A 26,908-nucleotide genomic window follows, 5' to 3' on the forward strand; every position below is an offset into this window, starting at 1 on the left:
TAGTAAGTAAACCACAGTCTTGGGTTTGCTTAATACTAGGCTCTATTTTTATGCTTTCATTTCTAGCTTAGTGTTTGTGTACTTTAGTTACCTTTATAGTGACGGTACTCAAACACCTGACCTTTATCATTAAACGCGTACACAGAGTACTCGTCTTTCTTATCGCCATATTCCATACCCGGTGAGCCCATTGGCATACCCGGAACCGCCAAACCAATCGCATTACGTGGTGGGTTTTCTAAAAAGGCTTTTACGTCTTCCGCTGGAATGTGACCTTCAAACACATAACCGTCGATCTCTGCGGTGTGGCAAGAAGCCAGCTCTTGCGTTACGCCTAACTTTTGTTTGATAGGGTTCATATCATCGTGGAGCTTCTCTGTTACATCGAACCCGGCATCACGCATATGCTCTGTCCATTCTGTGCAGCAGCCGCAGTATGGAGATTTGTGGTTTAGAACATCAGTAGCCAAAGCCTGTCCTGAAATTGCAGCGAGTGCAGTAAGAGTCATAACTTTACGAATCATGGTTAACCTCATGAATATGGTTTTTATTGATATTAGAATGAGTTGGTTTGAACAATCTCAGCCTGTTGGCATTGCTTACGACAGTAATTGACGACATCGCCATAGCTGCTCCTGCAACTACTGGGCTAAGCAGAAATCCAAAAAACGGGTAGAGCACACCGGCCGCAATAGGGATGCCAAGCGAGTTATAGATGAAGGCTCCAAATAGGTTTTGCTTCATGTTTCTCACGGTCGCTTGGGACAGTTCTATAGCGTTACTTACAGACAGTGGCGACGAGTTGAGGAGTGTCATTTGTGCACTTTCAATCGCAACATCACTGCCACTGCCCATTGCGATACCTATGTCGGCCTGAGCAAGCGCTGGTGCATCGTTAATGCCATCTCCAACCATAGCCACACTCTTATATTGTTGTTGAAGCTGAATAATATGCTGAGCTTTCTGCTCCGGTAGTACTTCCGAGATTACTTCATCGATACCGACGCTTTTGCCAATCGCTTGAGCAACAGAATCGTTGTCGCCTGTTAGTAGCACGGTGTGAATTCCGGCGGATTTTAGTTGAGCAATGGCTTGTTTGCTATCTATTTTTAAGGCGTCTGAAATGCCTAAGATGCCTTCCAGTTTCTGGTCGATGACTACGAAGATGGGTGTCCATGCTTGTGTACGACAAAGCTCGATAAAGTCACTGCCAATTTTAGTATCAATACCAAGTTGGGTTAGGTATTTAAGAGAGCCGACTTGAACGTGTTTACCGTTAATGTTGGCTTGTACTCCAAGGCCTCGGCGGTTTTCAAAGTCGCTGTGTGGGAGTGCTGAAATTTCTAAGTTTTCGGCATACTGGCAAACGGCTTTCGCAAGTGGGTGCTCTGAACCGACTTCAACCGAATAGGCGTAAGCCAACAGTTCTTGTTCTGATAGGTTGTGATAAAAGGCCTGCTGAACGCTTGGTTTGCCTTGGGTTAGGGTGCCTGTTTTATCAAATACAACCGCGTCAATCTTGCTGGCTGATTGCAACACATCGGCGTCTTTGATTAGAACACCAAACTCAGCGGCTTTACCTACGCCGACAGTAATCGAAAGCGGCGTTGCTAGGCCTAAGGCACACGGACAAGCGATGATCAGCACGGTAGTCGATACCACAAGCATGTAACTTGCACTTGGTTGTGGGCCAACAAAAAACCAAACTAGGGCGGCAACAGCTGCGATCGCGACCACAACGGGTACGAACACGGCCGAGATAGAGTCGGCAAGCTTCGCAATCGCAGGTTTGCTGCTTTGTGCTTGGCGAACCATCTGAATGATTCGAGCCAACATGGTGCTTGAGCCAATTCCTGTCGCTTCAATAACTAAACTGCCATCGCCGTTAATGGTACCCGCCGAAACGCCATCACTCACCGATTTTACGTTGGGAAGCGGTTCACCAGTCAGCATGGATTCATCGATGTAAGACTCACCAGAAACCACAACACCATCAACTGGCACTTTCTCACCCGGTTTGACGCGTACTTGTATGCCTACTTGGATAGCTTCTACAGCAATAGTTTGTTCTTTGCCATCGACGATGACCACCGCTTTTTGAGGTTGTAGGTTAATCAAAGCTTGTAGTGATTTTGTGGTGCGAGCTTTGGCTTTGGCTTCAATGTAGTGACCCAAAGAAATAAGGCCTACTATCATCGCGCTCGCCTCAAAGTAGACATGGCGAGATGGTTCTGGGAACCATGATGGAATCAGTACGACCAGCATTGAGTAGAACCATGCTGCACCTGTACCCAAAGCAACTAACGTATCCATAGTCGCGCGCTTGTGCATCAGTGATTGCCACGCGTTAGTGAAAAAGCTACGACCTGAAGTGGCCAGCAGTACCAAACAGACCACACCGATTAATCCCCAAGCCAGTTGGTCGTTAAATGTCGTAATGGTCATGCTGCCGCCGAACACACCCCAAGCCATCAGCGGAGATCCAAGCAGTAGCGCACTTACTGAGTTTTTCAGAAAGGCTTGTTGAGTGCGAAGTTGTTGCTCTTGCTGCTTTTGTTGTTGTGTTGCCGCATCATCAACAAACTCGGCGCCATAACCTGCGGCTTTAACCGATTGGATGAGTTCGTTTTCGATCAGGTCACGTGTTTTAGAGGTGAAAACCAAGGCCGTTTGCTCGGCAAGGTTGATCTGAGTTTGGTCGACGAACTCATTCTTTTTCAGTGCTTTCTCGACTGAAGAAACACAGCTTGCACACGTCATTCCCTCAAGAACAAGGTGATAAGTATATTGACTCGCAACGGGTTCAGTAGGCGTTGTTTTTGTAGGTGCCGATTTTTTATCTTCTTCTAACTCGGAACTTAGTGAGAGGTCATTAGATTCAGCGTATGGGACGGCGTGATAACCCACGCTTTCGACCAACTCAACCACCTCAGATTCAGAAAGCAGAGTGATTAGTGATAATTCCTGTTTGCTGACTTCGATGTTTGAGGCTTGCTCGGTTTGTTCAAGCGCTTGAGTCAGTTTGTTCACACACTTGCCACAGTTAAGACCGGATAGAGAAAGGTGCAGTTTGTTACCCATGCTGTAGCCAAGTGACGCTAACTGTTCGTTGAGGTGAACGTAACTGAATGGAGTCGAAATATCGATGTAGGTCGGCGATATATCATTGATCGTCGTGTTGTCGAGATCAGCAAACAGTGTGCGGACTTTCTTCGCACAACCCATGCAATTTAGGCCGTTGAGCGCGGTTGTGTAGTGGTTCATATCGATACTCCAATTCTCATCTACGCCTAACATAAACCTTCCCGTAAGGGTAAGGTCAAACATAAATTCAAGAATTTGATCTTAGTGGTGTGTTAGCTGGTGGCTTCAAGTTTTAAATAGCAGAGTGGAAAAAGCATGCGCGACTATAATCTACTGGCTAAAGCTATAGTGTTGCTACTTTGAAGGCGGAATTCGGCTTTCTATAATCGCTTTCGTACAACAACAGCACATTAATCATTCACTACTGATTGTAGATTTAAGCGGTGGTGATAAAATAGCGCCCAAAATTTAGTGATATTTTGCCATTACAGGCTTTGTAATCGGCTCCACTAAAAGAATCACCTACATAATCAAGGTATTTAAATGACGGTTAAAACTCGTTTTGCTCCTAGCCCAACTGGCTATCTTCACGTTGGTGGTGCACGTACTGCACTTTACTCTTGGCTATTCGCTAAAAACCAAGGCGGTGAATTCGTTCTACGTATCGAAGACACAGACCTTGAGCGTAACTCTCAAGAAGCGGTTGATGCAATTCTAGAAGGCATGCAATGGATGGGTATGGAATGGGACGAAGGTCCTTACTACCAATCTAAGCGTTTTGACCGTTACAACGAAATGGTTGATAAGCTACTTGCTGAAGACAAAGCATTCAAATGCTACGCGTCTAAAGAACTGCTTGATGAAATTCGTGCAGAGCAAGAAGAAAACAAAGAGATGGCTCGCTACGATGCTAACCACCCTAAAGTTGTTGCAGCAAACGAAGCAGCAAAAGAAGGCGATGCATGCGTTATCCGTTTCCGTAACCCTAAAGAAGGCAGCGTAGTATTTGATGACCAAATCCGTGGTCGCATCGAAATCGCTAACAGCCAACTTGATGACCTAATCATTCGCCGTACAGATGGCGCTCCTACTTACAACTTCGTAGTAGTAGTGGATGACTGGGACATGGGTATTACACACGTTGTTCGTGGTGAAGACCACATCAACAACACACCTCGTCAAATCAACATCTATGAAGCACTAGGCGCGCCAGTTCCAACGTTCGCTCACTGTGCAATGATTCTAGGTGATGACGGTGCGAAACTTTCTAAGCGTCACGGTGCTGTATCTGTAATGCAATACCGCGACGAAGGTTACCTACCAAATGCACTAAACAACTACCTAGTTCGTTTAGGTTGGTCTCACGGTGACCAAGAGATCTTCTCTCAAGAAGAGATGATTGAATTCTTCAGCCTAAACGCAATCAGCAAGTCTGCATCTGCATTCAACACTGACAAGCTACTTTGGTTGAACAACCACTACATCAAGACTTCTGAACCTGAGTACGTTGCAAAATACCTGCAATGGCACCTAGATGCGCAGAAGATCGATACAACAAACGGTCCAGCTATCACTGAAGTGATCAAGCTAGTTGGCGAGCGTTGTAACACACTTATCGAACTTGCTGAGCAATCTCGTTACTTCTACGAAGATTTCTCTGAGTTTGAAGCTGGCGCAGCTAAGAAGCACCTACGTGGTGTTGCTAAAGGCCCACTAGAGCTTGCTCTTGCTAAGGTTGAAGCACTTGAAGATTTCACTACTGTAAACATCAAAGACGGTGTGATTGCAGCAGTATGTGAAGAGCTAGAGATCGGCATGGGTAAAATCGGTATGCCACTTCGCGTAGCAGTAACAGGCGGCGGTCAGTCTCCTTCTGTTGATGCTGTGATGGAGCTTGTTGGTAAAGAGCGCGTAATCGCTCGCATCAAGATGGCTCTTGAGTTCATCGCTGAGCGTGAAGCTAACGCTTAATTAAGCGATTGTTAGATTCAACAAAAGGGTCAGTAACTTGGTTACTGACCCTTTTTATTTGTCTCGAGCTTTATTATCTAAACAACTTCGTTATAGCTGGTCGTCGGCAATCATTTGAGTCGCTTGCGCGGCTGTTTTCTTATCGAACAGGATATCCATCATCGCTTTGATGCGCTCCATATCGTCACCAAATTTCGAAAAGTTGCCGCTATTCGGCGCTTTAAAATCAACATTGCCTACGCGCTGCTGATCTTGATACGCCGAGATCTTAGCGTCTGCCACAAAGGTTCTGAAATCCCAACTCCAACGAGACACGTAATCTAGTGTAATCTCTTCAGGGTTGTGTTGTGAACCATCTGCAACAACCTTACATTTGACTTGATTATTCAGACACCAGTCGAGCATTGAATCGAGGAAGACCGCACGAGTTTTCTCATCCTCAACTATCGTGACCTGCTCGATTGTATTTGCTTCTGGAAGTGCGTTTCCTGAATACTTAGGTGCACTACAACCTGCGAGTAAAACGACAACAGCAGCAACTAACCAATTTTTCATTATCTATCCTAGATTTTCTTGAAGATGATTGAAGTGTTGATTCCGCCAAAAGCAAAGTTGTTGCTCATCAGGTATTCAACATCCAATTCGCGACCAGAGCCTGTGATGTAATCGAGCTTGCCGCACTGCTCATCGACATTCTCAAGGTTTAGGGTTGGGCTGAACCAACCGCTGTGCATCATCTCTAGGCTTAACCAAGCTTCAATCGCACCACACGCTCCAAGCGTATGACCAAAGTAACTCTTAAGAGAGCTAATAGGCACTTCGCCAAAGATATTCGCTGTCGCATTACTCTCTGCAATATCGCCTTTTTCAGTTGCAGTGCCGTGTGCAGAAACATAGCCAATCTTCTCGGCTGGAAGCTGTGCATCTCTCAATGCTTTCTCCATACAAACTTGCATGGTTTCCATCTGAGGTTGGGTCACATGAGCCGCATCGCAGTTGCTGGCAAAGCCAATGATCTCAGCATAGATCTTCGCGCCGCGAGCAACAGCATGTTCATACTCTTCAAGAACAAGCGTACCGGCACCTTCACCGATAACCAAGCCATCACGCTCGCTGTCGTATGGGCTAGGGGATTTCTTGGGTGTGTCGTTTTTTAAACTGGTAGCAAAAAGGGTATCGAAAACGGCAGACTCAGTAGGGCAGAGTTCTTCGCCACCACCGGCAACCATTACCGTTTGGTAGCCGTGCTTGATAGCCTCATAAGCGTAACCAATGGCTTGGCTTCCTGAAGTACACGCACTGCTGGTAGGAATGACACGGCCGCGCAGACCAAAGAACAGACCTACGTTTACCGCAGCTGTATGTGGCATCATTTGAACGTAAGTGGTTGCTGTGATTGCTCGTGTCGACTTCTCGTTCAGCATCACACCGAACGCGCCAACGGCATCAGTACTGCCAGTAGAAGAACCGTAAGCGATACCAGTCTCACCATTGGTCAAAATGTCGTGGCCAATCAGCCCTGCTTGCTCCAATGCATTTTCTGTCGCAACCGTTGCTAGGCGTGATACTCGCCCCATGCCACGTACTTGCTTACGCTTATAGTGTTTAGGGAGTTGGAAGTTATCAATAGGTGCAGCAAGCTTAGTGTTGAGACCATCATATTGCTCAAAGCTTGGCATATATTGTGTGGCATTTTCACAGGCTTTTAGTTTTGGTTCGATGTGCTGCCAGTCGTTACCAAAGGCAGTAACGCCAGACATACCAGTTACAACAACGCGGCGGGTCATACTAAGCCTCCATTAACTGAAATCACTTGGCGAGTTACGTAGCCTGCAATATCAGACATTAGGTAGCTGACTAGTCCTGCCACTTCTTCTGGTTCACCCATGCGGCGTAGTGGTACTTGAGGAAGCGCATGATCTTTTACATGCTCATCAACCATGCCAGTGTCAATTAAGCCCGGAGCCACACAGTTTACGGTGATCTTGCGTTTGGCGAGTTCTAGAGCAAGAGACTTAGTCGCACCAATCACGCCAGCTTTTGCAGCTGCATAGTTGGTTTGACCGCGGTTACCCATGATGCCGGATACAGACGCAAGGGTGACGATGCGACCGCCTTTACGTTTTTGAACCATAGGCATCACACAAGGGTGAAGTACGTTGTAGAAGCTGTCGAGGTTGGTATGGATCACTCCGTCCCACTCTTCTTCCGTCATCGCTGGGAATGCGGTGTCACGAGTAATGCCCGCGTTGTTTACCACACCGTAGTAAGCGCCATGTTCAGCAATATCAGACTCAAGCTTTTCGCGACATTCGCTGCGGTTGCTGATATCAAATTGGATAAGACGCCCTGCGCCACCCAGTTCGGTGATCGATTGTAGAGTCTCTTCAGCACCCTGTTTGTCACCCATGTAATGAACGGCAATTTCAAATCCGTCTTTCGCGAGTTGAATAGCGATCGCTTTACCGATGCCTTTGCTGGCACCAGTGACTAAAACCTGACGGGTCATGATGGGCTCCTAGTTTTCATTTCTTGTAATTTTTGTTCAGTTGGCACGTAGACGTTGAGTTGGCATTGAGCCACCAACTCGCCTTGGTCTTCGACTCTTGCGGTAAACACGGCCATACCACTGTCTTCCATAAGCTGTTCGGCGTAGATATCAAGGGTTTGACCTTGAGCAAATTCATCGCAAAGTGATTTGTAGCGACGAGAGCCAAGCAGGAAACCGATTGGGGGAGTGGTGCCATTTTTCAGCGCATGGTATCCAGACCACGCCGCAACAGACTGCGCCATAAACTCGATGCCAACATAAGCTGGGACCGTTTGAGATTCGGCGTCAAAGAACAGATTATGGTCACCAATATCGACCTGACAGTGGATCGACAACGCCTCTACGCTGATAGCACGATCGATTAATATCATCGGATCATCGTGAGGGAGGAGTTGGTCTACAGAAGGGATATCAGTCATTTACTACACCAAAAATCAGGCTAATGTTGTTGCCACCAAAAGCGAATGAGTTGCTTAAGATGTTCTTTACTTTAAGTTTCTGCGAACAGTTTACCAAATCAATCTCAATATCTTCAGCTTTATCCTGACATTTTTGTAAGGGAAGCGGTAAGTCATATTTCAAAATATGCCACGCAATTGCAGCCTCAATCGCACTTGCTGCTCCTAGAGTATGCCCGGTGAGCGGCTTGGTTGAGCTAACGGGAACCTTGTTTGCAAAAATACGGTGAATAGCTTTGCTTTCCATTGAATCATTGAGTGGTGTCGCAGTGCCGTGAGCATTAATGTAACCGATGTCTTCTGCTTGTAAGTTAGCAAAATTTAACGCTTTTCTCATGGCTTGCTCAGCGCCATTTCCTTCAGGATGAGGCGCTGAAATATGGTGTGCATCAGAGCTATCACCACAGCCTAATAAGGCAATGTATGGTGAGTTTTGGGTTGGACTTGTTGGCGCGAGCTTTGTTTTACTGAGCAACATAAACGCCGCTGCTTCACCAATATTGATGCCATCTCGAGTGGCACTAAATGGCTTACAATGCGTGGTCGAAAGAGCTTCAAGGCCATGGAAACCATTGAGCGTCAGCTTACACAGTGTATCAACACCGCCAACCAACACAGCATCAGCCATGCCTGAATCTAATAAACGTTGGGCAGTGAGAAATACACGGCCACTGGATGAGCAGGCGGTCGAGATCGCGTAGCTTGGTCCGGTTAATGATAAATACTGGCTAACGAATTCAGAGGTATTGCCTAACTCTTGTTTCGAGTAATGGTAATGCTCAGGAAATTCACCGTGTGCCAGTTTATGTTTGAATGCCGCTTCACCGTCCGAAATTCCCGAAGTACTGGTGCCTATAACTACTGCAATTCTGTCTGCGCCAAATTGAGATTTTGCTTGTTCGATAGAGTCTTCAATTTGATTAAGAGCCGACAGTGCCAATTGATTATTGCGAGTGGCGTATTGCGCTTGAGCTGGTGGAATCTCTGGCAGTTCGCCAGACACTTTACCAACGACAGTATGCTTGCCGTCGTTCAGCATATCGCTCACTTCAACCATGTTTGATTCACGTTCGTCTTTGAGACATCCATGAATGTCAGCAATACTTGAGCCTAACGCTGAGTGGAAACCACAGTCTTGGATATAAATAGGCATAGTGTTTAGCTCTTACTTGGGTTATCGACAATCGTTGAGTTCAACGTTTGTATAGTGATGGTGTAGCCTTGGGTCAAATGTTTGAACACAATATTGCCCGTCGTTTTGTGTGTACCAGGCTCGGCTTGGTAATCAATTCGAATGATTGCCTGCTGGTTGTCGTCATATACGGTGCGGCTGTTATCTGTGTCGACCAAGTGCCAGCCAATACTTTGCAGAGGCTGAGCCCACGCCTCTGTTGGCCATAAGGTGAGCATTAAATTAAATAGCACCTGTTCGGGCTGCGGCAGAGTAGTACCAAGGCCAGATAGAACTTGTGTTTCAATAGACCGGTTTTGGTATTGCAGCGATAGGATACGCGTACCCCAAGAAGAGAAGCCCGCTAAAACGACCTTTTCGGGAGTGACTTCAACTTGAACAGGTAACTGCTGGGTGTCGTCTTGCCAAGTCGCGCTAATCAACTGACTTGCCGTCAATGAGTATCCAAGATCCGCAGGAAGAGGTAAGGCTAATTCTGTTTCTTGATCGATAATGATACTTGCGCCTGTTGGTTGTTGAGAAACCATTGAGCAGGCGTTGAGTAGTAAGCTTAGTACGACGGAGAGCGCTATCTTGACTGTTTTGTTCATCTAAAGGCCTCGTGAGGTTTGGTTTTTTCTGTGGCTTGTTCGCTGTTGATTGCGAGTGGAGAAAGCAGCCACGCCACAAAAATACCGGTTAACACGGTAATACCGAAGCTATGAATGGCGTGAGTCTGGCTCAACGATAGCAAGCCGAATGAAAGCAATGTTGTGAGACCAGATAAGGTGATCGCTAATAAGGTGCTCAGTGACTTCTTCTGTTCAGCAAAGAACAGGGTGTAGTCGATACCAATCCCTAAAATCAGAATCAAACCAAGCAGATTAAACAGGTTCAATGTTGAGCCTAAAGCCCCAGTGACCGCTAAACCCGCTACGCCTGCAATCAATGATGGCAGCAGCATCAACAAACTTTGTTTCACGCCATAGCGCCAACCTAACACCATGCCAATAGCCGCTAATGCTATCAATAACAGCTCGGTAATCTTAACGCGGTACTCAGCGAACAGAGATGAGATTTCATCGGCTTTATTGAGGTATTTCACACCTTGTTGTTGAGCAAAGCTTGAATCTAACCAATTTGAGAATAGATCAGAATCGGTGACATCTTTGATCATGATGACCGACGCCGCTTGGTTATCGATTGGTTGTAACCAAAGTGGGCGAATCGGCTCGGATACCGGAGATGCCAAAAACTCATCCAGTGTGATGGGATGATATTTTGGTAGCTCTGGGAAGCTCGACCAACCGAGTGTGGTTTGCAAGGTCGCGCTTTGGTTAGCGTAGAGTTTCTTAACCAACTGATAGTTGTCGTATTGCTCTCGCTCACTTGGCAGATGCTGATTGACGCTGCGATAGCCTGAGATAACTTGCTGATCGACCAACGAATCTAATTTCGAGCTGATCAACGCTAATTTGTTCAGTAACGCCTGATTGCTGTTCGCCGTCACCAATAGCATGTTCTGAGCGCTACCTAGGCCAGAGATTTCTGAGATGGCTTGCTCTTGTTGTTTGAGTTGTTCAGGCATCGCTTGAAGTTGCCTGATATCGTCGTCGTAACGAACCTGAGTAATTGACGCCAAACTCACCACCGTCACTACTAAAGGTAAGCCGATTTTAAACTTGGGTTTACTCCACAAGTTTAGCCATGTGCACCAAAGGCTAGCCAACGGAAGCGTACGCTCTTGGCTTGGCTTGAAGGCTAATACTGGATACCAACACACCACACTGGCATAAGCGGCAATAAGCCCAATAGATGAGAACAAAGCAAGCTGCTGTAGGCCCGGGAAGGGGGCAACTAGAAGCCCTAGGTAGCCGATCAGGCTGGTGATTAAACCTAGAGTAATCGCAATGAAGATATGCTTTAGTCCTTTATCACTCTGCCACTGGCTTCCCGCAGCCAAACGGTCAGTAAGATAGTGAAAAGAATAATCGATGGATACACCAATCAAACTGGCCCCAAATACCAAGCTGAATAGGTGGACCTTACCGAAGATAGCGACGGTGCTCGCCAATGCGACCAATAGCCCCGTGCTGATTGAGAGCAAAGACAAGGCAAGCGGTAGCGCGCTACGAAACGTCAGCCACACCAATAGAATCACGCCAGCCAATGAGCCTAAGCCAATGGTGCTGATTTCAGACTTCGCACTTTGGGTGCCGTAATTTGCGTAGAAAACTACGCCAGTGTGCTGAACTTTGACGTCAAATTGCTTCTCAATTTCTCGCTCTAAAGCGTCTAATGCGGGAAGTTGTTCTTGAATCGCTAAGCTATAAGGAGAGCCAGCCAACGTTGCGGTAACAAGAATGTGTGATTGATCTTGTGATTGTGCTGTTAGATAGCCTTCTTTAATCCCAAAGTTACTCGAACGGGTGCCAACCTCGCTTATATAGTCACGAAATAATAGGAATGGGTCTAAGGTTAACTCGGTCGCTGTCACGCCTGAAAAAGGGTTGTATAAGGATTGAATCACATATTGAGCACGTGATTCTGGTGCATGAGTTAATGTTTCTTTCTGTTGTTCGGTCAGCAGTTGAGCGCGATGACGAAAATAGAAGTCACTCCATTGGCTTTGTGTGCTGGCGTTGATCTTGCCTTGAACATGTTTGAAGAGAGCTGAACTGTCAGAAAAGGCGTCTTGATTGAGCGATTTCTCAAAGGTTTGGGTTGCCGCCATAGTGCTCTTGATATCAGAGCCGCTCAAGATGAACACCACTTGCTCACTCATCGAGTTGGAAATCTGCTGAAAAGCTTGTTCAACCATAGGATCTTGCTGATTCTCAGGTAGCAATTTCATGATGTTGCTTTCGATGGGCACTGAAGAAGAAAAAGCGAACTGTTTGATCAACAGTCCGCTAAAAAGCACCACGATAACTAGCCAAACAAGGGCAAGCTTAGAGTTGAAATTGTTGCGCTTCGGCATCTGACAATACTTCCGGTTGATGGCTTAGCTGACTGAATTCGATCACCGTGCTATCTCCACGAATCTCTTTTAGCTCGATTCGCTCAATATCACTGTTGCCTTGTAGCGTGATGGCCTCAAATACCGCATTCATTGGTGCACTTTTTGGCGTAAGGATAAGTGTCCATGAATTGTTGTTAGTATTCTCGTCTGGGCTTTGTATTGTTGCAGGCTCGAATGACAGAGAGAATTGTTCTTGAAGTTTTTGTGTATCACCGTGGAACACTGATAGGAAAATATGGCTGAAATAAAATGCCATTGGGTTTTCTTTATCGGTGATAATTTTCGCGGGTTGATCGGCAAAAATTTGGCTCAATTTGTTGTCGGTGAGCACCAAGTTCACAGGAAACGGTGTGGTTTGTGTCCAAAGTAGGCCACTTGATTTGTCTAACAGGAATGTACCTTGCGACGTCAAAGGTTGGGCGAACATTTCCATATTGCGTGTTTGAGTAAACTCGCCACGAACAATGCTATTTTCACTCAACACCGTTTGCAGTTCTGAAATAGAACCGACGGGAGTGGTGTTCTGATTAGCGGTAGCAAGGCCACTTATCGTCATAGAAGCAAGCCCTAGCAGCAAGACGCTAATGTGTTTACGACTGCGTTTAAACAGACTCATGATTCACCTGTTGTGGGTTAGAGGCTTGAGATTGATGTTCAGCTAGAGGTAAGCAACCGAACTGATGCCAGTGCTCGACTTTATCGGTAAACACTTTCGGTGAAGCGAAACACATCTCTTGCTCTTCAATGGTCACGGCAACCTGCATGGTATGAGCACGTGTCATGCGAGCACCTGTGTTGGCATCATGAATCTCGTAATCAACGCGCAAGCGATTTTCCCATTCGGTGAGCTTCGCCGTTACTTTAATCTTGTGATTAAACGGTATCGCTTTGATGTATTTCACCCGCGTATCGATGATAGGCCACATGTAGCCAGAATCCTTCATCTCATGATAGTTGTATTCAATCTTATCCATCATGACGCGTCTTACTTCCTCAAAAAATCGGAAGTAGTTGCCGTGATAGATCACGCCCATTGGGTCGGCATCTTGGAATGAGGTGATAAGTGTCACCTCAGATTGTAATGGATGAAGGATTTCAGACATAAATCGCTCTCAACAATATGCGTAAAGGGGTAGCTACTTTATGAGGTTAACTACTCTATGAGTAAAGTTCTTTTAATAAAGTGACCAATGCTGACTTTGAATACGAGAAATAAAGTGGCGTAGATCGCCTTCCAGCGGGCGGTCTTCGACAATAAACTCAAACTCTTTCAGTACTTCGTCGCGAATGTGCTTGAGGTTCTCACTCATGTGGTGCTCATCAAGTTCATTGTGGCGTTTACGAAGCTCAAGCGCTTGTGTACCTGCAAGTAGTGAGGCGGCTGCTACTTGTTCGGTTAGCTCTAGAACACGTAAACAGTCACGAGCTGCAATAGTACCCATGCTCACTTTGTCTTGGTTGTGACACTCAGTAGAGCGAGAGAATACGCTTGCAGGCATCGTATGTTTCAATGCTTCTGCTGTCCAAGCTGACACGCCGATTTGTACCGCTTTGAAGCCGTGGTTGATTGGCTTACGCTCACCTTCAGCACCCGTTAGGTTGAATGGCAGGCCGTTATTGAACTTGTAATCCATTAGCTGCGCCATTTGGCGATCAAGCAGATCAGCAAGGTTGGCTACGGCAGTTTTTAGCGTATCCATCGCCATTGCGATATGACCACCGTAGAAGTGTCCGCCGTGCAGTACGCGCTCGTTATCACCATCGATAATCGGGTTGTCGTTGGCACTATTTAGTTCGTTCTCAATCATCTGGCGAAGCCAAGGTAGAGAGTCTTGAACCACACCGATAACATGCGGAGCACAGCGCAAAGAGTAACGATCTTGTAGGCGGTCACTGTTACGTGGTGGGCGATCCGCTTGCAAATCATCACGTAGCCACGCCGCAACTTGTTGTTGACCCGGATGAGGTTTCACTGCGAATAGCGCTTCATCGAAGTGGAAGTCATTGCCGTGCATACCTACCGATACCATAGCGGTTATCTTGGTCGATAGCTGAGCTAGATATTCCGCGCGCTTGTAAGCGATACAAGCTAATGCCGTCATCACAGACGTACCATTCATCAATGCCAAGCCTTCTTTTGGCTTAAGCTTGATAGGGCTGATGCCTAGCTCTTTGTAGACCTCACTGGTTGGGCGCACTTCACCTTTGTAGATGACATCACGCTCACCAATTAGCGCGGCTGCTAAGTAAGATAGAGGAGTTAAGTCGCCACTGGCACCCACGGATCCTTCTTGAGGAATACGCGGTGAGATGTCTTGGTTGATTAGGGTAACGATCTGGTTAAGCAGATCGTGAGTCACACCAGAGACGCCTTGTGATAGCGAACAAAGACGAGTTGCAAGAACTGCTCGAGCTTGCTCGTGAGACAGTATTTCACCCAAGCCACAGCCGTGGAAGCGTGTTAGGTGAAGAGGCAATTCATCGACAAGGCTTGGCGGAATCGCAACCGTACAAGAGTCACCGTAACCCGTTGTTACGCCGTAAATCACGCCTTCTTCTTTCAATAGGCGTTCTAAGAAAGCAACACCGCGGTCGATTTTTGAAGTGAACTCGTCGCTGGTGTTCATCGAGGCTTTTGCGCCCTGTGAGATAGCGACAACGTTCTCGATAGTGAGGCGTTCGGCACCAAAGGTGATGCTATTTGGATTCTTTTTCGTCATGGTGCTTGCTCAATGTCCAAAAATTAAAAAAGTTGTACCACTGAAGCGGTGCTTTCAGTGTGTAGTGCTGAAGTCGGTCTGCGTATTGTTGAACGACTTGCTTTAAAGATTGTTCGCGTGTCTTTCTAGGTAGCTCGATTTTGTCGCTAAAATGCTCAAAATAGACATTAAAGTGCGGTTTAGATTGTGAGTCATCACGTAAACCAAACAGCAAAAATACGGGTGCTTTGAGAACCGAGGCCAACATAAATGGTCCTTGAGGAAACGGAGCTTCCTTACCTAAAAACTCAGCCCATACCGAGCGGCTCTCTTTGCTGGTGGAAGTTCTATCACCAACAATCACAATCCATTCGCCTTGCTCCAACTTCTGCTGTAACAAGATCGCCGTATCAGGCCCCATTGAAGTCACTTGAATCAAGTTTAAGTCAGATTGCGGGTTCACCGCTTTCATCACAGAGTTAAAACGTTCTGCGTGCTCTGTAAAAACCAAAGCATTGATTTTGATGTTCGAGTGTCTACGACCCAAAGCTCGGCACAACTCGATGTTGCCTAGGTGTGAGCCTAAAATCAGCACACCTTGCTGGTTTGCTACCATGTTTTCGAATTGGTCTTGGCCATGAATAGTGAGGTTCTCTGCTGAGAAATCGCCTTTCCATGCCGCAAGCTTGTCGAGCATGGTATGCCCAAATGAAAGCAGGTGGTTATAACTGGTTAGCTCTGCAGGTAACTCTATGTTCTGCTGCTCTGCGTACGCCTTCAGTTGAAACAAGTATTGCTCAGAAGCGTTTCGCGCTCGCTTGCCCGTTAAGTGGTAGTAACGCATCACACCACGTAGAATGAGGTTGAACACACCGCGACCTAACAAGGTATAGATGGTCAATAACAGCTTGATGCCTAATACTGTGCCGCGTTCTTGAGTGCGAGACCAGTGGGGTTGTTCAGAAGCTTGTGGTTCTGAATCCGTCGATAAACTTTGGTTATTATCAGCTGAATCGGATTTGAAATGGCGAGCAATCAGTTTTGGTGCTCTTGGCAGCATGCCGAAGAAAAGACGCGTATGCATCCAACTGATTTTGACGTTATCCCACAATGCATCGAAATGGGAAATGCCGTTTTCAGGATAGATGACTCGAGTTTCAACGAAGTCTATGTCACAACCTTCCCAATACAGGCGAACAAGAATTTCGATATCGAAATCCATTCTCGAACCAACATCGTATTTGCTAAGCACCGCTTGTGTTTGGTTGATTGGGTACGCTCTAAAGCCACACATGCTGTCTTTAATTGATAAAGACAGGGTTTCTATCCATACCCAAATGTGTGTCGCGTAGCGCCCGTAGAGCCTCGCTTTGGGCACACTCTCGTCGTAGACAGGCTGGCCTGATATAAGACGTTGTGGCTTAGCTTGTGATGCCTCAATCAATGCTGGTAAGGCTTCAAGGTCGTGTTGTCCGTCAGCATCAATTTGAATGGCATGGCTAAAGCCGAGTTGTTGTGCTTTTTTGATACCGGCTTTTACCGCTCCGCCTTTGCCTTGGTTCTGCTCAAGTGTCACCAAAGTTACGTGTGAGTGCTCTGCTAGGGGAGTGAGAAACTGTTTTGTAGCGAGCTCACTACCATCGTCAACGATGATGATCGGTAACTCAAAATGATGGAGTGACGACACCACCGCAGGCATGGTTGCGCCATGATTAAAGCACGGGATAAGGAAGCATGCCTTGTAGCTGCTTTCCTTTGTTTGGTGTTGAGAAGTAGCCTCGACGGGAGTGCTATTCACTTTTCTCTCCCAGCTTCATTTTGCCCGAAGAATGGGTTTGTTCACCGTTATTTGAGGTGTAGTTGAAGCTCAACTTGCTTTTGTCAGCATCCCATTTGAGCGATAGTTGGATTGTGGCGTCCGGCAAGATAGGCTCTTGGAATTTGATGACTTCCATGCCTTTAAAGAAACCAGGGACACCTAATTCTTGGACTGCGTAGTGAAGTGCCCAATCAATTTGCGAGACGCCCGGTAGAATCGGGAAGCTCTTGAAGTGTCCCTTAAAATCGGTGATATCTGCGCTAACATGAAGTGTCAGGGTCGACTCATTCTCTATCGTGTCTACAGCAATGATGTTTGGTTTTCTTTTATCCATAGGGCGTGCTTAGAATCCTTGGGCAAATATTGGTTCTTTGACAAAAATATAAAAAGATAATCTCAGTGTAAAATACGATCAGCGGTTTCTATGATTTTATTAGCTGTTCTATGTGAGATGTTAATCGCTTACCTTGGCTGTTGAGAGGAATCTCATCAATAATACGGTACTTTCTTGGGATAGCGATTGGCTCTAACCAATTTCTGAGTTCTGTGCGCAGCATCAACCAGAATTTACCTTTGCTCATGGTCGATAGAGTGGCTTGGCCTTCATCTGATAATACCAAAACAGAGGCTAAAATTAATCGCTCAGGCTCCTCAAATGGAATCACCACGCACTCACTTATCCAAGGCAGTTGCTCCAGCCGTTTTTCCACCTCAACCAGTGACACTCGTTTCTCTTCAATCTTAATTACTCGGTCTGTTCGGCCTTTCAATATGAATTGATTCTCTGAGACCATTTCGCACTCATCTGCGGTTTGATACCAGTTATTTTTATCGATGTAGGGCGACAATAACTTAATGCAATTCTCACTGTTGAGACTTGCCTCAATACAGTCAAAAAGCTGCCAAGGCGTTTGAGCGCTCTCTTGCTGACGAAATGCGATGCCACCGGTTTCGGTACTGCCAAACACCTCTATAGGTAAATGACCAAGTAACTCTCGTGATTGATGAGCCGACTCGGTAGGCAATGGACCACCCGAAGAGAAGACTCCTGCAAGTTGTACCTTGTTGGTCTCATGCTTTAATCGTTTGAGTAGCGCTGGGCTGCTGACTAGCAAACAGTTTTTATTGGCGTGAGACAAGATCTGTTCTGGGTATTCAAGGTTGTTTCGAGCAAATGGCACACCAGAGCATAGTGGCCATAAGATTCTAAACAGCAAACCATAGATATGTTGATGAGAAACGGTGCTTTGGATTCGGTTTCCCTTGAGTAATTCGCCCCAGTTTTTGTTTAACTGAGCGGTCTCAATATCTAGGTGTTCTAACGTTTTATCTATCGCTTTTGGCGTACCGCTTGAACCTGAAGTGAATAGGGTCAAATGGGTGGCTGCCAAATCAATGGCCGGAAGGCTATCGGACTGAGGTTTTTCTACTTCAGTGCTTGAGTCCAATAAGGCTTGAATATTGAGAGCATCACCCACCTCAACTTCGCCAATTGAATCATCAACTAACAAGCAATCAAAATGTTCACTTAATTCAGCAAGTGCACAAGGCTGGTAGTTGCCCGGTAAGATGATGTGTTTGTTGGCTGCTGCACACGCCAGAAATGCTATCGAAAATAGGTAGCTATCTTGGGTACAAATCGCAACTCGTTGAAAAGGGGATGAAGATAAAAGGTGCACGAGTTGAGATAAGTCGTCGTTAAAGGTTTGCCACGTAATCTCGCTATTGTCGCCAAAACAGACAATAGATTCAGGGGCTTTGTTCTGGCTGAGAAGCTCAGACAACGAGGTGTAAGATACGGTTTGGGTCATAACAATTTAACTCTGACGAATGCGCTGTCTTACTACCCACTCTCCTGCAAAGAGTAACCCAGCAAACAAATAGCTGAGTAAGCCATTGTATAGGGTCCATATTTCAAGAGGTTGGAAGCAGGTGTAAAGGGCGATAGAGCCATTGATAACAAAGAACAAGCACCAAACTTTGGTGACTTTTCGCGTGTAATCAACGCCACTTTGCGGAAGTTCGGGCTCTTGAAGGCGAGCAAGGCGCTCGATAATCGTTTGTGGTTGCCATAGACTTGAAGCGAATACGACCAGCATACAAACATTAACGATAACGGGATAATAGGTTAGCCAGCCATGTTGCTTAAAGGCTAAGCCTAAGGCCAGCAGAACAATACCGGCACTTCCACTGATCCAAGCTAGGTGTTTTAGCTCTTTGATTTTAGCCTGACCACCGGTGAAAATACGGACAGCAAAGATAGCGGCCAAGGCGATACCAACGGTTTGTAGGCCAAACTTGTTGAGTCCAAAGTAAACCGCTATTGGATAAGTGAAAAGTATGATTGCCGACAGTAAAGTCAGCAGAGGACGCATTATGCGTCCTTCAATAGTTCAACCACAGACTCTACAACGTCATTAACGGTGCGTACTGCTTTGAACTCTTCAGGCTTGATCTTCTTACCTGTTACGTTCTGTAGGTGAACGACCAAATCAACCGCATCAATGCTGTCTAGGTCTAGATCAAGATAGAGATGAGCTTCAGGCGTGATATCTTCAGCGTCAAGCTCGAACAGCTCGATAAGCGCATCTTTAACCTGGTTGTATACTTCTTGTTGGTTCGCTTGTGTCATAAAGATCTGTCTAGTTGTTCGTTTGAGATGAGATGTAGTTCGCTAGGTTTTCAACCGATGCAAAATGCTGGCGAGTGTTTGAGTCGTCGGCATCGATAACAATGTTGTACTTTTTCTTGATAGCAAGACCAAGCTCTAGCGCATCGATAGAATCTAATCCAAGTCCATCACCAAATAGTGGAGCTTCCGTTTCAATCTCATCGATGCTCATATCTTCAAGGTTCAATGCGTCGATGATCAGTTGTTTCAGTTCGTTGTGTAATGTTTCCACTTTGGCCTACTTAATGCTTTATCTAAATGCTGCTTTAAGGGGGCGATTCTACATTATGCGAGGTATTTTCGAAATGCTGATATCGCCTGCTGTTATATTGAGGAACTAAATGTTTTCTTCGGAAGGGAAAATAGTGTGTGCAAGATGATGATTAAGGCGTCTTGCTGCCGAAGTTAAATTATTCGAATTCTCAATAAATGGTGCGACTTCTATTTTACCTTTCACCGCGACATGAAAAAAGGGTTTCGTAGCAGGAACTTGATACCATTTTTTTTCTTTCGTTAAGAATGTCGGAGAAACCGTAATGTGAATCACGCGTAAATCAGTTTGTGTTCGAGTCGCGATTTGCGCTGCACCACGTTGTAAGGATGGTTCAATTCCGGGCGTTGTGCGAGTTCCCTCAGGAAAAACAAGCAGAACGTTTCCACGAGAAAAACGTTCGTCACAACGCTCTAAAAGATCGTCAGGTGCTTGGTTAGGAATATAACCAGCGGCTTTGACGATCCTCTTCATAAATGGGTTTTCCCAAATGGCTGCTTTAACGAGACAATCACACTGTGGAAGTTGAGAGGCGATCAGTACATAGTCAATCAAGCTTGGGTGGTTGGCGACGATGATGCAGTTGCGATCTTCACGCAGTAGTTCCGCACCATCAATTCGGTAATCAATCGCGCCAGTGAATTTCATGATCTGGCAGAACGCATTGAATGAAAAACGAATCAATCGCTGAGCCTTAAGCTCTCGTTGAATGGTGTCTGACGTGATGAGGGCGATCGATGGCAAGATCAAGAAGCTCAGCACTAAGCCTCCTAATCCGAAGATGGTAAAGCAGAGGCCTGTCGCGAATACTCGCCAATATTGGTCGACCTTGCTCATTTATACGGCTCCGGCTTTTGCGTTATTTACCCAAGTCCAATCTTGGCGTTTGCCTGCTACTGTCCAGCTCTGTGAGCTCTGAAGGATGTTCTGCAGTGCTTGCAGGCCCTGAGGCAATTCAGCTACTGAGTTTTCGCTGGTTACGGCTTTTGATAACGATACGTTTCTTGATGTCGATGCGGCTCTTGATACCGAGTAGTCATTGCCAGAGGTGAGCACTAAGCCCAGCGCATAGTCGGCATAACTTTGAGTTTCGAACTCTTGGTAGAGCTCAGGCAGAGGTTGGTCGAAATCGATAATTAACACACGATGCGACGGGTATTGGTGCAGGTAAAGATAGGCTTCAATCAGAGCGTTATGGAAAGTATCTTGCCCTGCTGCAATAGAGGTCAATGGAATCGGCGCTTTTGCGGCAATGGTGGTTAGCCCGGCTGCGGTATTATGTACCGACTGTGAGAAGGCCATTGGCGAGGCATCGTCACCTTCCAATATCGACTGAATCAAGGTGGCGGTTCGGTGCAGTTCACCGTGTCGGCTAGCAAAAACCAGATAATCAATCGAGGTGTTTTTTAATAGCGTTAATGCGGTTTGGACGGCAAGCTTGCTTTGCAGGCTCATTCGGCGGCGCATCATAGGAGGGATCGCTTTGAATTCAGTTGAGCCATCTTGTGGCCAATCTAAATGAGTGCTCCACGCTTGCCATTCGGCATCGGAATTGAGGCCGGCAGAATTTGCAGACCATTTCTCAATATTAAACGACATTAATTGGGACTGATTTGACATAGAGTATTGATTTGCTTTGGGTCTAACTAAATACTATGCGTGCTTATAAATAAACACAGATAAGGAATTTAAATGAAATTACTAAAAATAGCCGTTTCAATGTTATTCATATTCGTTCTTGCAGGGTGTGGACGTGTCCAACCTGTAATGAATGTTGAGGATACTCCAGTTGCACTTAATCTTCAAAGTAAACAGGTGAAATCAGCTATTTATGAGTCGGCTGAGAATCGAGGCTGGTTGGTTTCAGAAATAAAACCTGGCTTGATCCGTGCAGAGCTGTATGTTCGCTCACACCATGCTGTGGTTGAAATTCCTTATAGCGACAAGTTTTACTCTATTCTTTACGTTGAATCAGAGAATTTGAAGTATGACGATGGTGAAATACACCGTAATTACAACCGTTGGGTTAATAACTTAAACGTTGATATTAAACGTAAGCTTGCGCAAATGGCAGCTGAGTAACTCTCTATTATTTAAAGTTAGGTTTTTCGTGTCGGAATATAAATTAGATCCATTCAATGCATTAGAAGCAAAAACAGAAGCTCAAAAATTGTCTTTCGCTCCTATTGTTTTTCACACTGCTCGTACACTTCGTGATTTAGGTATTTTAAAAGCCTTAGATGATGCGGGCAGTGATGGTTTACCAGCAGAGACGCTTTCTGAATTAACCGGAGTGTCCGAGTACGGAGTGAAAGTTCTGCTCGATATGGCGTTGAGTGCTCATATTGTGACTTGGGAAAAGCCTAACTACAAAATGGCTAACCTTGGCTTCTACCTTCTGCACGATGGTATGACGAACGCAAACATGGATTTCACTGCTGATGTTTGTTACGCCGCGATGATGCACCTTACCGAAGCGATTGAAGAAGGCACACCTGCGGGCTTAAAAGAGCTGGGTGACTGGGAAACCATTTATCAGGGCTTATCTCAATTGCCAGAAAAAGCAAAAGAGAGCTGGTTCAAGTTTGATCACTTTTATTCCGATCGTTCATTCCCTGTGTTGCTCGAGAAAGTCTTTAGCAAGAAACCTAAATCGCTGGTGGATATTGGCGGTAACACCGGTAAATGGGCAATGCAGTGTTGTAACCACGATGCAGACGTAGAAGTCACCATTGTCGATCTTCCGCAGCAGCTAGAAATGGCAATGGCAAACGCTAAGCAACATGGTCATCAAGATAGAGTGACGCCATTCCCTGCCAATATGCTCGACAAACAGCAAGCGTTGCCGACAGGCGCGGATGTGTGGTGGATGAGCCAATTCCTTGATTGCTTCTCGCCAATGGAGATTCTGAGCATATTAAAGCGTGTTCGCTCTCATATGTCAGAAGAAGCGACGGTCTATATCCTTGAACTGTTCTGGGATGCACAGAAATACGATGCGGCTTCTTATAGCTTAAATGCGACTTCGCTGTACTTTACGTGCTTGGCCAATGGCAACAGCCGTTTTTACCGCAGTGAAGACTTCTTAGAGATCGTTGAAGAGGCTGGCTTTGAAGTGGTGACACGTACCGATGATATCGGTCTTGGTCATACATTGCTTGAACTGAAAGCTGGCGTGCAATAAAAAATAACAAACATGGCTTAAATTAATGAAAAAACTGTCAACTCAAGTAGTGATCATCGGAGCTGGACCATCAGGGTCTATTGCTGCGTCTTTGCTTCATAAAAAAGGCATCGATGTTCGAGTGATTGAAAAGAGCGTATTCCCGCGTTTTTCTATTGGTGAAAGCCTATTACCCGCTTGTATGGAAGTGATTGAACAGGCAGGGATGACTGACGCAGTAATCAACGCCAACTTCCAATACAAAGATGGCGCAGCTTTTCGTAAAAATGGCGTGTACACGGCGTTCAATTTTGAAGATAAGTTCTCTGCTGGGCCTGGAACTACATTTCAGGTTCAGCGCGGCGCCTTTGATAAGGTGTTAGCAGACACAGCCGAGGCGCAAGGTGTCGCTATTGATTACCAACATGAGTTGATGGGCATTAATTTCACCGACAACAGCACGATTTTAGAGGTTCAAGTACTTGATGGAGAGCGCTATCAGCTAGAAGCTCAATACGTTCTCGATGGCAGTGGCTTTGGTCGAGTACTACCGAAAATGCTTGATTTGGAAGAGCCGTCATCGCTTCCTCCTCGCAAAGCCATTTTCACGCACATCAACGATCATATTGCAGAGGTGGATACCGCTCTTGAATATGACCGAAATAAAATTCTGATCTCGGTGCACCCAACCAACCCTGATGTTTGGTATTGGTTGATCCCATTCAGCAACGGTGTGTCTTCATTTGGTGTGGTAGGAGAGCCTAAGTTCTTTGAATCCTACCCACAAGACAAGATTGCCGCGATTAAGCAATTGGCAATGGAAGAACCGGGTTTGGCTGAGATACTGGCAAGCGCTGAGTATCCAAACCCTGCAGGTGAAATCGGTGGCTATTCTGCTAACGTGAAGCATCTTGCGACAGACAAATATGCACTGCTCGGTAATGCGGGTGAGTTCCTTGACCCAGTATTCTCGTCAGGCGTGACGATAGCGATGAAGTCGGCACAGTTTGCGGTTGAGTGTGTGGAAAAGCAGCTTAACGGTGAGAAGGTTGATTGGGAACGCGATTATGCAGATCCGTTGATGGTTGGCGTAAACACCTTTAGAACGTATGTTGAAGGGTGGTACTCAGGTACCTTGCAGGATGTGATTTTCTATCAAGATCCAAACCCGAAGATTAAACAAATGGTGTGCTCTATTTTAGCGGGCTACGCATGGGATCAAACCAATCCTTATGTGAAAGACTCAAAACGCCGATTGACGACACTGGCAGAGATCTGCCGAAGCTAGGTGGTCTATTCCGTGTGTGAGAACATCTTCAAGCACCAAGGTGACTAACCTAAAAATAAAAACAGCCGCAAATGCGGCTGTTTTTGTATCTGAAAGTATGGAAATTCAATTCAATCGAGTGAAAGCTACTTTAGGTCGATGCTGTTCAATCGTCCCATAAAAACGAGCAAATCGATCACATCTTTGTGAGCATCAAGCAGTGCGCGTTTGGTTTGGCTATACGCGGCCAGTCGACCGTGCTTTCTGATCGAACACACCTTAGTTTTGTATTTGTAATCACCATTCTCAGAGAACACACGCCATTTAGCGATATAGCACTCATCACGATGCTCGGGGTCACTCTGCGTAGGGTTTGGTTTGAATACGATTTTAGGCTCTAAACTATGAGGCAGGCGCGTCATTAAGTAGGGCTCTTTGAGGACTTTAGGCCAAAACTTACCCCAAAGCTCTCTGCCCAGCTCATCTCTTAACTTAATGGTTTTCTTCAGTGCTTTGTCTTCACCCATACGAACAAAGCCGACAGATCTGTGTAGCACAGTGTCTTCGGGTGTATGAATGTGGATCTTAAAAGCGGTTTTACCTTTCGAGATAAAGCGGTAACCGGTAGCACCAATTAGATTATTCTGGCTCATAGTTTGCTAAATGATGATTATGTTATTAATAAGGTTACGACAAATACGTTAAAACCGAAACTAATCATCATGAAAAAAATAAAGCCTTAACAAAACTGCTAAGGCTTTATTAGAAACTCTGAGACGAGCGTATCGCTAACTACATGATTTTCTGCATCACATCACCAATTTGAATGCTTCCCGCAAGGCTTGGTTGATCAATCGTCAGTTCCGCTTCGTTTTCATAAACGCGAGAAACCGTTAGGGTGATATCGCTTTGAGAAACCTTGTTGCGTGGCAAACCGCGTTGGTCGATAAACGAACCTGTGTGCCATAACTGAAGCTTGTCACCTTGTTGAACACCATGCATTCGGCCCAAATCAATGGTCACTGTATTGCCGTAGACCGCCGCAACCTCTGGCAGGGTGATCTTACACGATACTTCTGATTCCAAGTCCAGCATGATATTACGGCTGACGCGAAGCATCATGCTGCCGTAGGTAGATGCCCAGAAGCGCGCGCTGCGTGTATCGACTTCACTGGTCTTAGCAAATGGCCATTTTGCCACTTCACGATAGCTACGATTGTAAACTTGATGACCTGTTTTTCCGTCAAACACTTGCATCTCTAGTGCGAACTGACGGTTGATAACGTCGTCTTTCAAAAGCTTAGATTCGATCGTCGCCGTTAAGTCGGTAATGTCGCCACCGATGATGTACTGCGCACCTGTGTCTTGAGCGATCATCTTGATCACTTCCGGTCGACGCTTATCGATGTCGTAATTGGTTGTACCGACAGAAACGAAACTGCGAGACTCTTGCGCTAGCTGCCTGTCAACCACATGGCTGAAATCATCGCCGATGTTATAGATTCTTCCCATCACGGCTTGTTGAGGCGAGGCCACATCAATATTGCCGACCAAAAACGTCTTCTTATATTGGCTCTCATGGCAAGCATTTGCCGAAGGGTAGATGTCGATCCTTGCGGTGATCATTAAATTGCCACCGCGTGTTCTCTCTTTATCAACCAAGATGTAACGTACTTCGTGGTTGGTAAACTGGAACTCTTTCTTGCTCGAATCTAGATAGGGCGTGAGGTTGGAGATACTACCAATATCAGCGCCTGAGAACTGAACAGCCTTGTAAACCGCGTCTTCCAGAGCGTGGACCCTTGCGCTTTCTTCTGTCGATACGATGGCTGCTGTACCGGTAACTTCATACCAAGAGGCATGAGCACTGAAGCTTATGGTTATCAGTGAACTTATTGAAAATAAGTAAGAAATTATTTTTTTCATCTATTCGTTACCAGTTGGGTATAAATATTGCTTAACAAATAACTATAAGCTTGAAGCTGACTTAAGTGCGTTTTTCTTAATCTGAACCATTAATGAAAAGCAAAGACTGTTCCAACATTGTAATCCATTGAAAAGAATAATGGTGAGAACATATTGGAACAGGTAGCACTAAAACTATCTGGAGATAAGAGAATGAAAAAATGGCTCGTAGTAGTGAGTGTCATGTTATTGACCTCATGCGCTTATTCGCCAATCTACAACGGCAAGTCTGAGTATTCAGGCAGTCAGTTTATGTTGATGGACAGCCCTCGTCATACCATGGATTTTTTCGTTGAAAGTATGACCGAAGATTTGATCGTGTCGAATACGAGTATTTCAGCAAGAACGCCGATTGCGATTACCTCGTTTGTTGACCTACAACACATGGACACAACAAACTGGCTCGGTAACTCAGTATCAGAAGGTTTCATTCATCAGTTTCAGCGTCGCGGCTTCAAGGTTGTTGATTTTAAAACGACGGGTTCTATCCAAGTGACTCACCAAGGTGACTTTGCGTTAAGCCGTGATTGGAAAGACTTAGCTCAAGAGCAAGACGTTCAATACGTGCTGACAGGCACTATGCTTCGTCAAGAAGGCGGTGTTCTAGTGAATGCTCGTGTGGTTGGAATGCAAACACGTATAGTGGTGGCTTCTGCACAAGGCTTCTTGCCTGCTGACCGTATTGGACGTGACCTCGATACTCTGAACAGTATTCGAACTCAAGATGGCGTGATCATTCGTTCTGACCCAACGATCAGCCAGCCTTATACTGTTATTCTTCGCCCTTAGGAGTTCG

The 26,908-nt window shown here is 45.8% G+C and carries 27 protein-coding genes; 5 read left to right on the forward strand and 22 right to left on the reverse strand.

Annotated features, from left to right (window positions below):
* Positions 1-83 precede the first annotated feature (83 nt).
* Positions 84-524: a DUF411 domain-containing protein gene (locus OCV12_RS03745; RefSeq protein WP_017631063.1), complete on the reverse strand. Its 441-nt coding sequence runs from the start codon at positions 522-524 to the stop codon at positions 84-86.
* The gene (locus OCV12_RS03750) at positions 514-3,327 is read right to left on the reverse strand and encodes a heavy metal translocating P-type ATPase (protein WP_261885378.1); all 2,814 of its coding nucleotides are present in this window, start codon (positions 3,325-3,327) and stop codon (positions 514-516) included. Before OCV12_RS03750 ends, OCV12_RS03745 begins: the two co-directional genes overlap by 11 nt.
* 300 nt (positions 3,328-3,627) lie before the next feature.
* On the opposite strand from OCV12_RS03750, the gene gltX reads away from it, so the two are divergent.
* Positions 3,628-5,055, forward strand: coding sequence for a glutamate--tRNA ligase (gene gltX, locus OCV12_RS03755; protein WP_261885379.1), 1,428 nt, complete (start codon positions 3,628-3,630; stop codon positions 5,053-5,055).
* A gap of 90 nt (positions 5,056-5,145) precedes the next feature.
* Here the strand turns inward: gltX and OCV12_RS03760 are convergent, their stop codons facing one another.
* The 18 genes from OCV12_RS03760 to OCV12_RS03845 form a co-directional block, all read right to left on the reverse strand.
* Positions 5,146-5,610 (reverse strand): Sbal_3080 family lipoprotein, encoded by a 465-nt coding sequence (locus OCV12_RS03760; protein ID WP_261885380.1) that lies wholly within the window; start codon positions 5,608-5,610, stop codon positions 5,146-5,148.
* A gap of 8 nt (positions 5,611-5,618) precedes the next feature.
* On the reverse strand, positions 5,619-6,842 hold the full coding sequence (locus OCV12_RS03765; RefSeq protein WP_261885381.1) for a beta-ketoacyl-ACP synthase: 1,224 nt from the start codon (positions 6,840-6,842) through the stop codon (positions 5,619-5,621).
* Positions 6,839-7,564, reverse strand: coding sequence for a 3-ketoacyl-ACP reductase FabG2 (locus OCV12_RS03770; protein ID WP_017085315.1), 726 nt, complete (start codon positions 7,562-7,564; stop codon positions 6,839-6,841). Before OCV12_RS03770 ends, OCV12_RS03765 begins: the two co-directional genes overlap by 4 nt.
* Positions 7,561-8,025 carry a hotdog family protein gene (locus OCV12_RS03775; protein ID WP_261885382.1) on the reverse strand — a complete coding sequence of 155 codons (465 nt, stop codon included), beginning with the start codon at positions 8,023-8,025 and terminating at the stop codon, positions 7,561-7,563. The genes OCV12_RS03770 and OCV12_RS03775 overlap by 4 nt, the downstream gene beginning before the upstream one ends.
* Positions 8,018-9,217 (reverse strand): beta-ketoacyl-[acyl-carrier-protein] synthase family protein, encoded by a 1,200-nt coding sequence (locus OCV12_RS03780; RefSeq protein ID WP_261885383.1) that lies wholly within the window; start codon positions 9,215-9,217, stop codon positions 8,018-8,020. Before OCV12_RS03780 ends, OCV12_RS03775 begins: the two co-directional genes overlap by 8 nt.
* Before the next feature lie 5 nt (positions 9,218-9,222).
* Positions 9,223-9,846 carry a DUF3261 domain-containing protein gene (locus tag OCV12_RS03785; protein ID WP_261885384.1) on the reverse strand — a complete coding sequence of 208 codons (624 nt, stop codon included), beginning with the start codon at positions 9,844-9,846 and terminating at the stop codon, positions 9,223-9,225.
* On the reverse strand, positions 9,843-12,215 hold the full coding sequence (locus tag OCV12_RS03790; protein ID WP_261885385.1) for an MMPL family transporter: 2,373 nt from the start codon (positions 12,213-12,215) through the stop codon (positions 9,843-9,845). The genes OCV12_RS03785 and OCV12_RS03790 overlap by 4 nt, the downstream gene beginning before the upstream one ends.
* Complete coding sequence (locus OCV12_RS03795; protein WP_261885386.1) at positions 12,187-12,873, reverse strand: LolA family protein; 687 nt, start codon at positions 12,871-12,873, stop codon at positions 12,187-12,189. The genes OCV12_RS03790 and OCV12_RS03795 overlap by 29 nt, the downstream gene beginning before the upstream one ends.
* Positions 12,860-13,360, reverse strand: coding sequence for an acyl-CoA thioesterase (locus OCV12_RS03800; protein ID WP_261885387.1), 501 nt, complete (start codon positions 13,358-13,360; stop codon positions 12,860-12,862). The genes OCV12_RS03795 and OCV12_RS03800 overlap by 14 nt, the downstream gene beginning before the upstream one ends.
* Before the next feature lie 72 nt (positions 13,361-13,432).
* On the reverse strand, positions 13,433-14,977 hold the full coding sequence (locus OCV12_RS03805) for an HAL/PAL/TAL family ammonia-lyase (RefSeq protein WP_261885388.1): 1,545 nt from the start codon (positions 14,975-14,977) through the stop codon (positions 13,433-13,435).
* Positions 14,955-16,754 carry a glycosyltransferase family 2 protein gene (locus tag OCV12_RS03810; RefSeq protein ID WP_261885389.1) on the reverse strand — a complete coding sequence of 600 codons (1,800 nt, stop codon included), beginning with the start codon at positions 16,752-16,754 and terminating at the stop codon, positions 14,955-14,957. Before OCV12_RS03810 ends, OCV12_RS03805 begins: the two co-directional genes overlap by 23 nt.
* Positions 16,747-17,109 (reverse strand): ApeI family dehydratase, encoded by a 363-nt coding sequence (locus tag OCV12_RS03815; RefSeq protein ID WP_261885390.1) that lies wholly within the window; start codon positions 17,107-17,109, stop codon positions 16,747-16,749. Before OCV12_RS03815 ends, OCV12_RS03810 begins: the two co-directional genes overlap by 8 nt.
* Before the next feature lie 88 nt (positions 17,110-17,197).
* Positions 17,198-18,586 (reverse strand): AMP-binding protein, encoded by a 1,389-nt coding sequence (locus OCV12_RS03820; RefSeq protein ID WP_261885391.1) that lies wholly within the window; start codon positions 18,584-18,586, stop codon positions 17,198-17,200.
* 6 nt (positions 18,587-18,592) lie between these two features.
* A complete protein-coding gene (locus OCV12_RS03825) occupies positions 18,593-19,150 on the reverse strand; it encodes a COG4648 family protein (RefSeq protein ID WP_261885392.1) in 558 nt (185 codons plus the stop codon).
* A complete protein-coding gene (locus OCV12_RS03830; RefSeq protein ID WP_004739745.1) occupies positions 19,150-19,407 on the reverse strand; it encodes an acyl carrier protein in 258 nt (85 codons plus the stop codon). The genes OCV12_RS03825 and OCV12_RS03830 overlap by 1 nt, the downstream gene beginning before the upstream one ends.
* A gap of 10 nt (positions 19,408-19,417) precedes the next feature.
* Positions 19,418-19,678 (reverse strand): phosphopantetheine-binding protein, encoded by a 261-nt coding sequence (locus tag OCV12_RS03835; protein WP_004736154.1) that lies wholly within the window; start codon positions 19,676-19,678, stop codon positions 19,418-19,420.
* A 105-nt stretch (positions 19,679-19,783) separates the two neighbouring features.
* Positions 19,784-20,554, reverse strand: a complete 771-nt coding sequence (locus OCV12_RS03840) for a lysophospholipid acyltransferase family protein (protein WP_261885393.1) — start codon at positions 20,552-20,554, stop codon at positions 19,784-19,786.
* A complete protein-coding gene (locus OCV12_RS03845) occupies positions 20,555-21,337 on the reverse strand; it encodes a beta-ketoacyl synthase chain length factor (protein WP_261885394.1) in 783 nt (260 codons plus the stop codon). It abuts the gene before it with no gap.
* A 72-nt stretch (positions 21,338-21,409) separates the two neighbouring features.
* Here OCV12_RS03845 and OCV12_RS03850 point away from each other — a divergent pair, with 72 nt between their 5' ends.
* From OCV12_RS03850 to OCV12_RS03860, 3 genes are read left to right on the forward strand one after another with little or no spacing between them, the layout of a single operon-like run.
* Entirely contained in the window at positions 21,410-21,799 is a 390-nt protein-coding gene (locus OCV12_RS03850) for a hypothetical protein (RefSeq protein WP_019824137.1), read from the forward strand.
* Between the two features lie 28 nt (positions 21,800-21,827).
* Entirely contained in the window at positions 21,828-22,901 is a 1,074-nt protein-coding gene (locus tag OCV12_RS03855; protein ID WP_261885395.1) for a methyltransferase, read from the forward strand.
* Positions 22,902-22,926: 25 nt separating this feature from the next.
* Entirely contained in the window at positions 22,927-24,168 is a 1,242-nt protein-coding gene (locus tag OCV12_RS03860; RefSeq protein WP_261885396.1) for an NAD(P)/FAD-dependent oxidoreductase, read from the forward strand.
* A gap of 125 nt (positions 24,169-24,293) precedes the next feature.
* On the opposite strand, the gene OCV12_RS03865 is transcribed toward OCV12_RS03860, so the two are convergent.
* Together OCV12_RS03865 and OCV12_RS03870 are read right to left on the reverse strand one after the other, a co-directional pair.
* Positions 24,294-24,800 carry a hypothetical protein gene (locus tag OCV12_RS03865; protein ID WP_016791308.1) on the reverse strand — a complete coding sequence of 169 codons (507 nt, stop codon included), beginning with the start codon at positions 24,798-24,800 and terminating at the stop codon, positions 24,294-24,296.
* A gap of 139 nt (positions 24,801-24,939) precedes the next feature.
* On the reverse strand, positions 24,940-26,073 hold the full coding sequence (locus tag OCV12_RS03870; RefSeq protein ID WP_176681822.1) for a flagellar assembly protein FlgT: 1,134 nt from the start codon (positions 26,071-26,073) through the stop codon (positions 24,940-24,942).
* A gap of 192 nt (positions 26,074-26,265) precedes the next feature.
* Between OCV12_RS03870 and OCV12_RS03875 the strand changes: the two genes are divergently transcribed.
* Positions 26,266-26,901: a FlgO family outer membrane protein gene (locus OCV12_RS03875; RefSeq protein WP_016791310.1), complete on the forward strand. Its 636-nt coding sequence runs from the start codon at positions 26,266-26,268 to the stop codon at positions 26,899-26,901.
* Positions 26,902-26,908: the final 7 nt, after the last annotated feature.

Source organism: Vibrio pomeroyi (assembly GCF_024347595.1).
GTDB classification, from domain to species: Bacteria; Pseudomonadota; Gammaproteobacteria; order Enterobacterales; family Vibrionaceae; genus Vibrio; species Vibrio pomeroyi.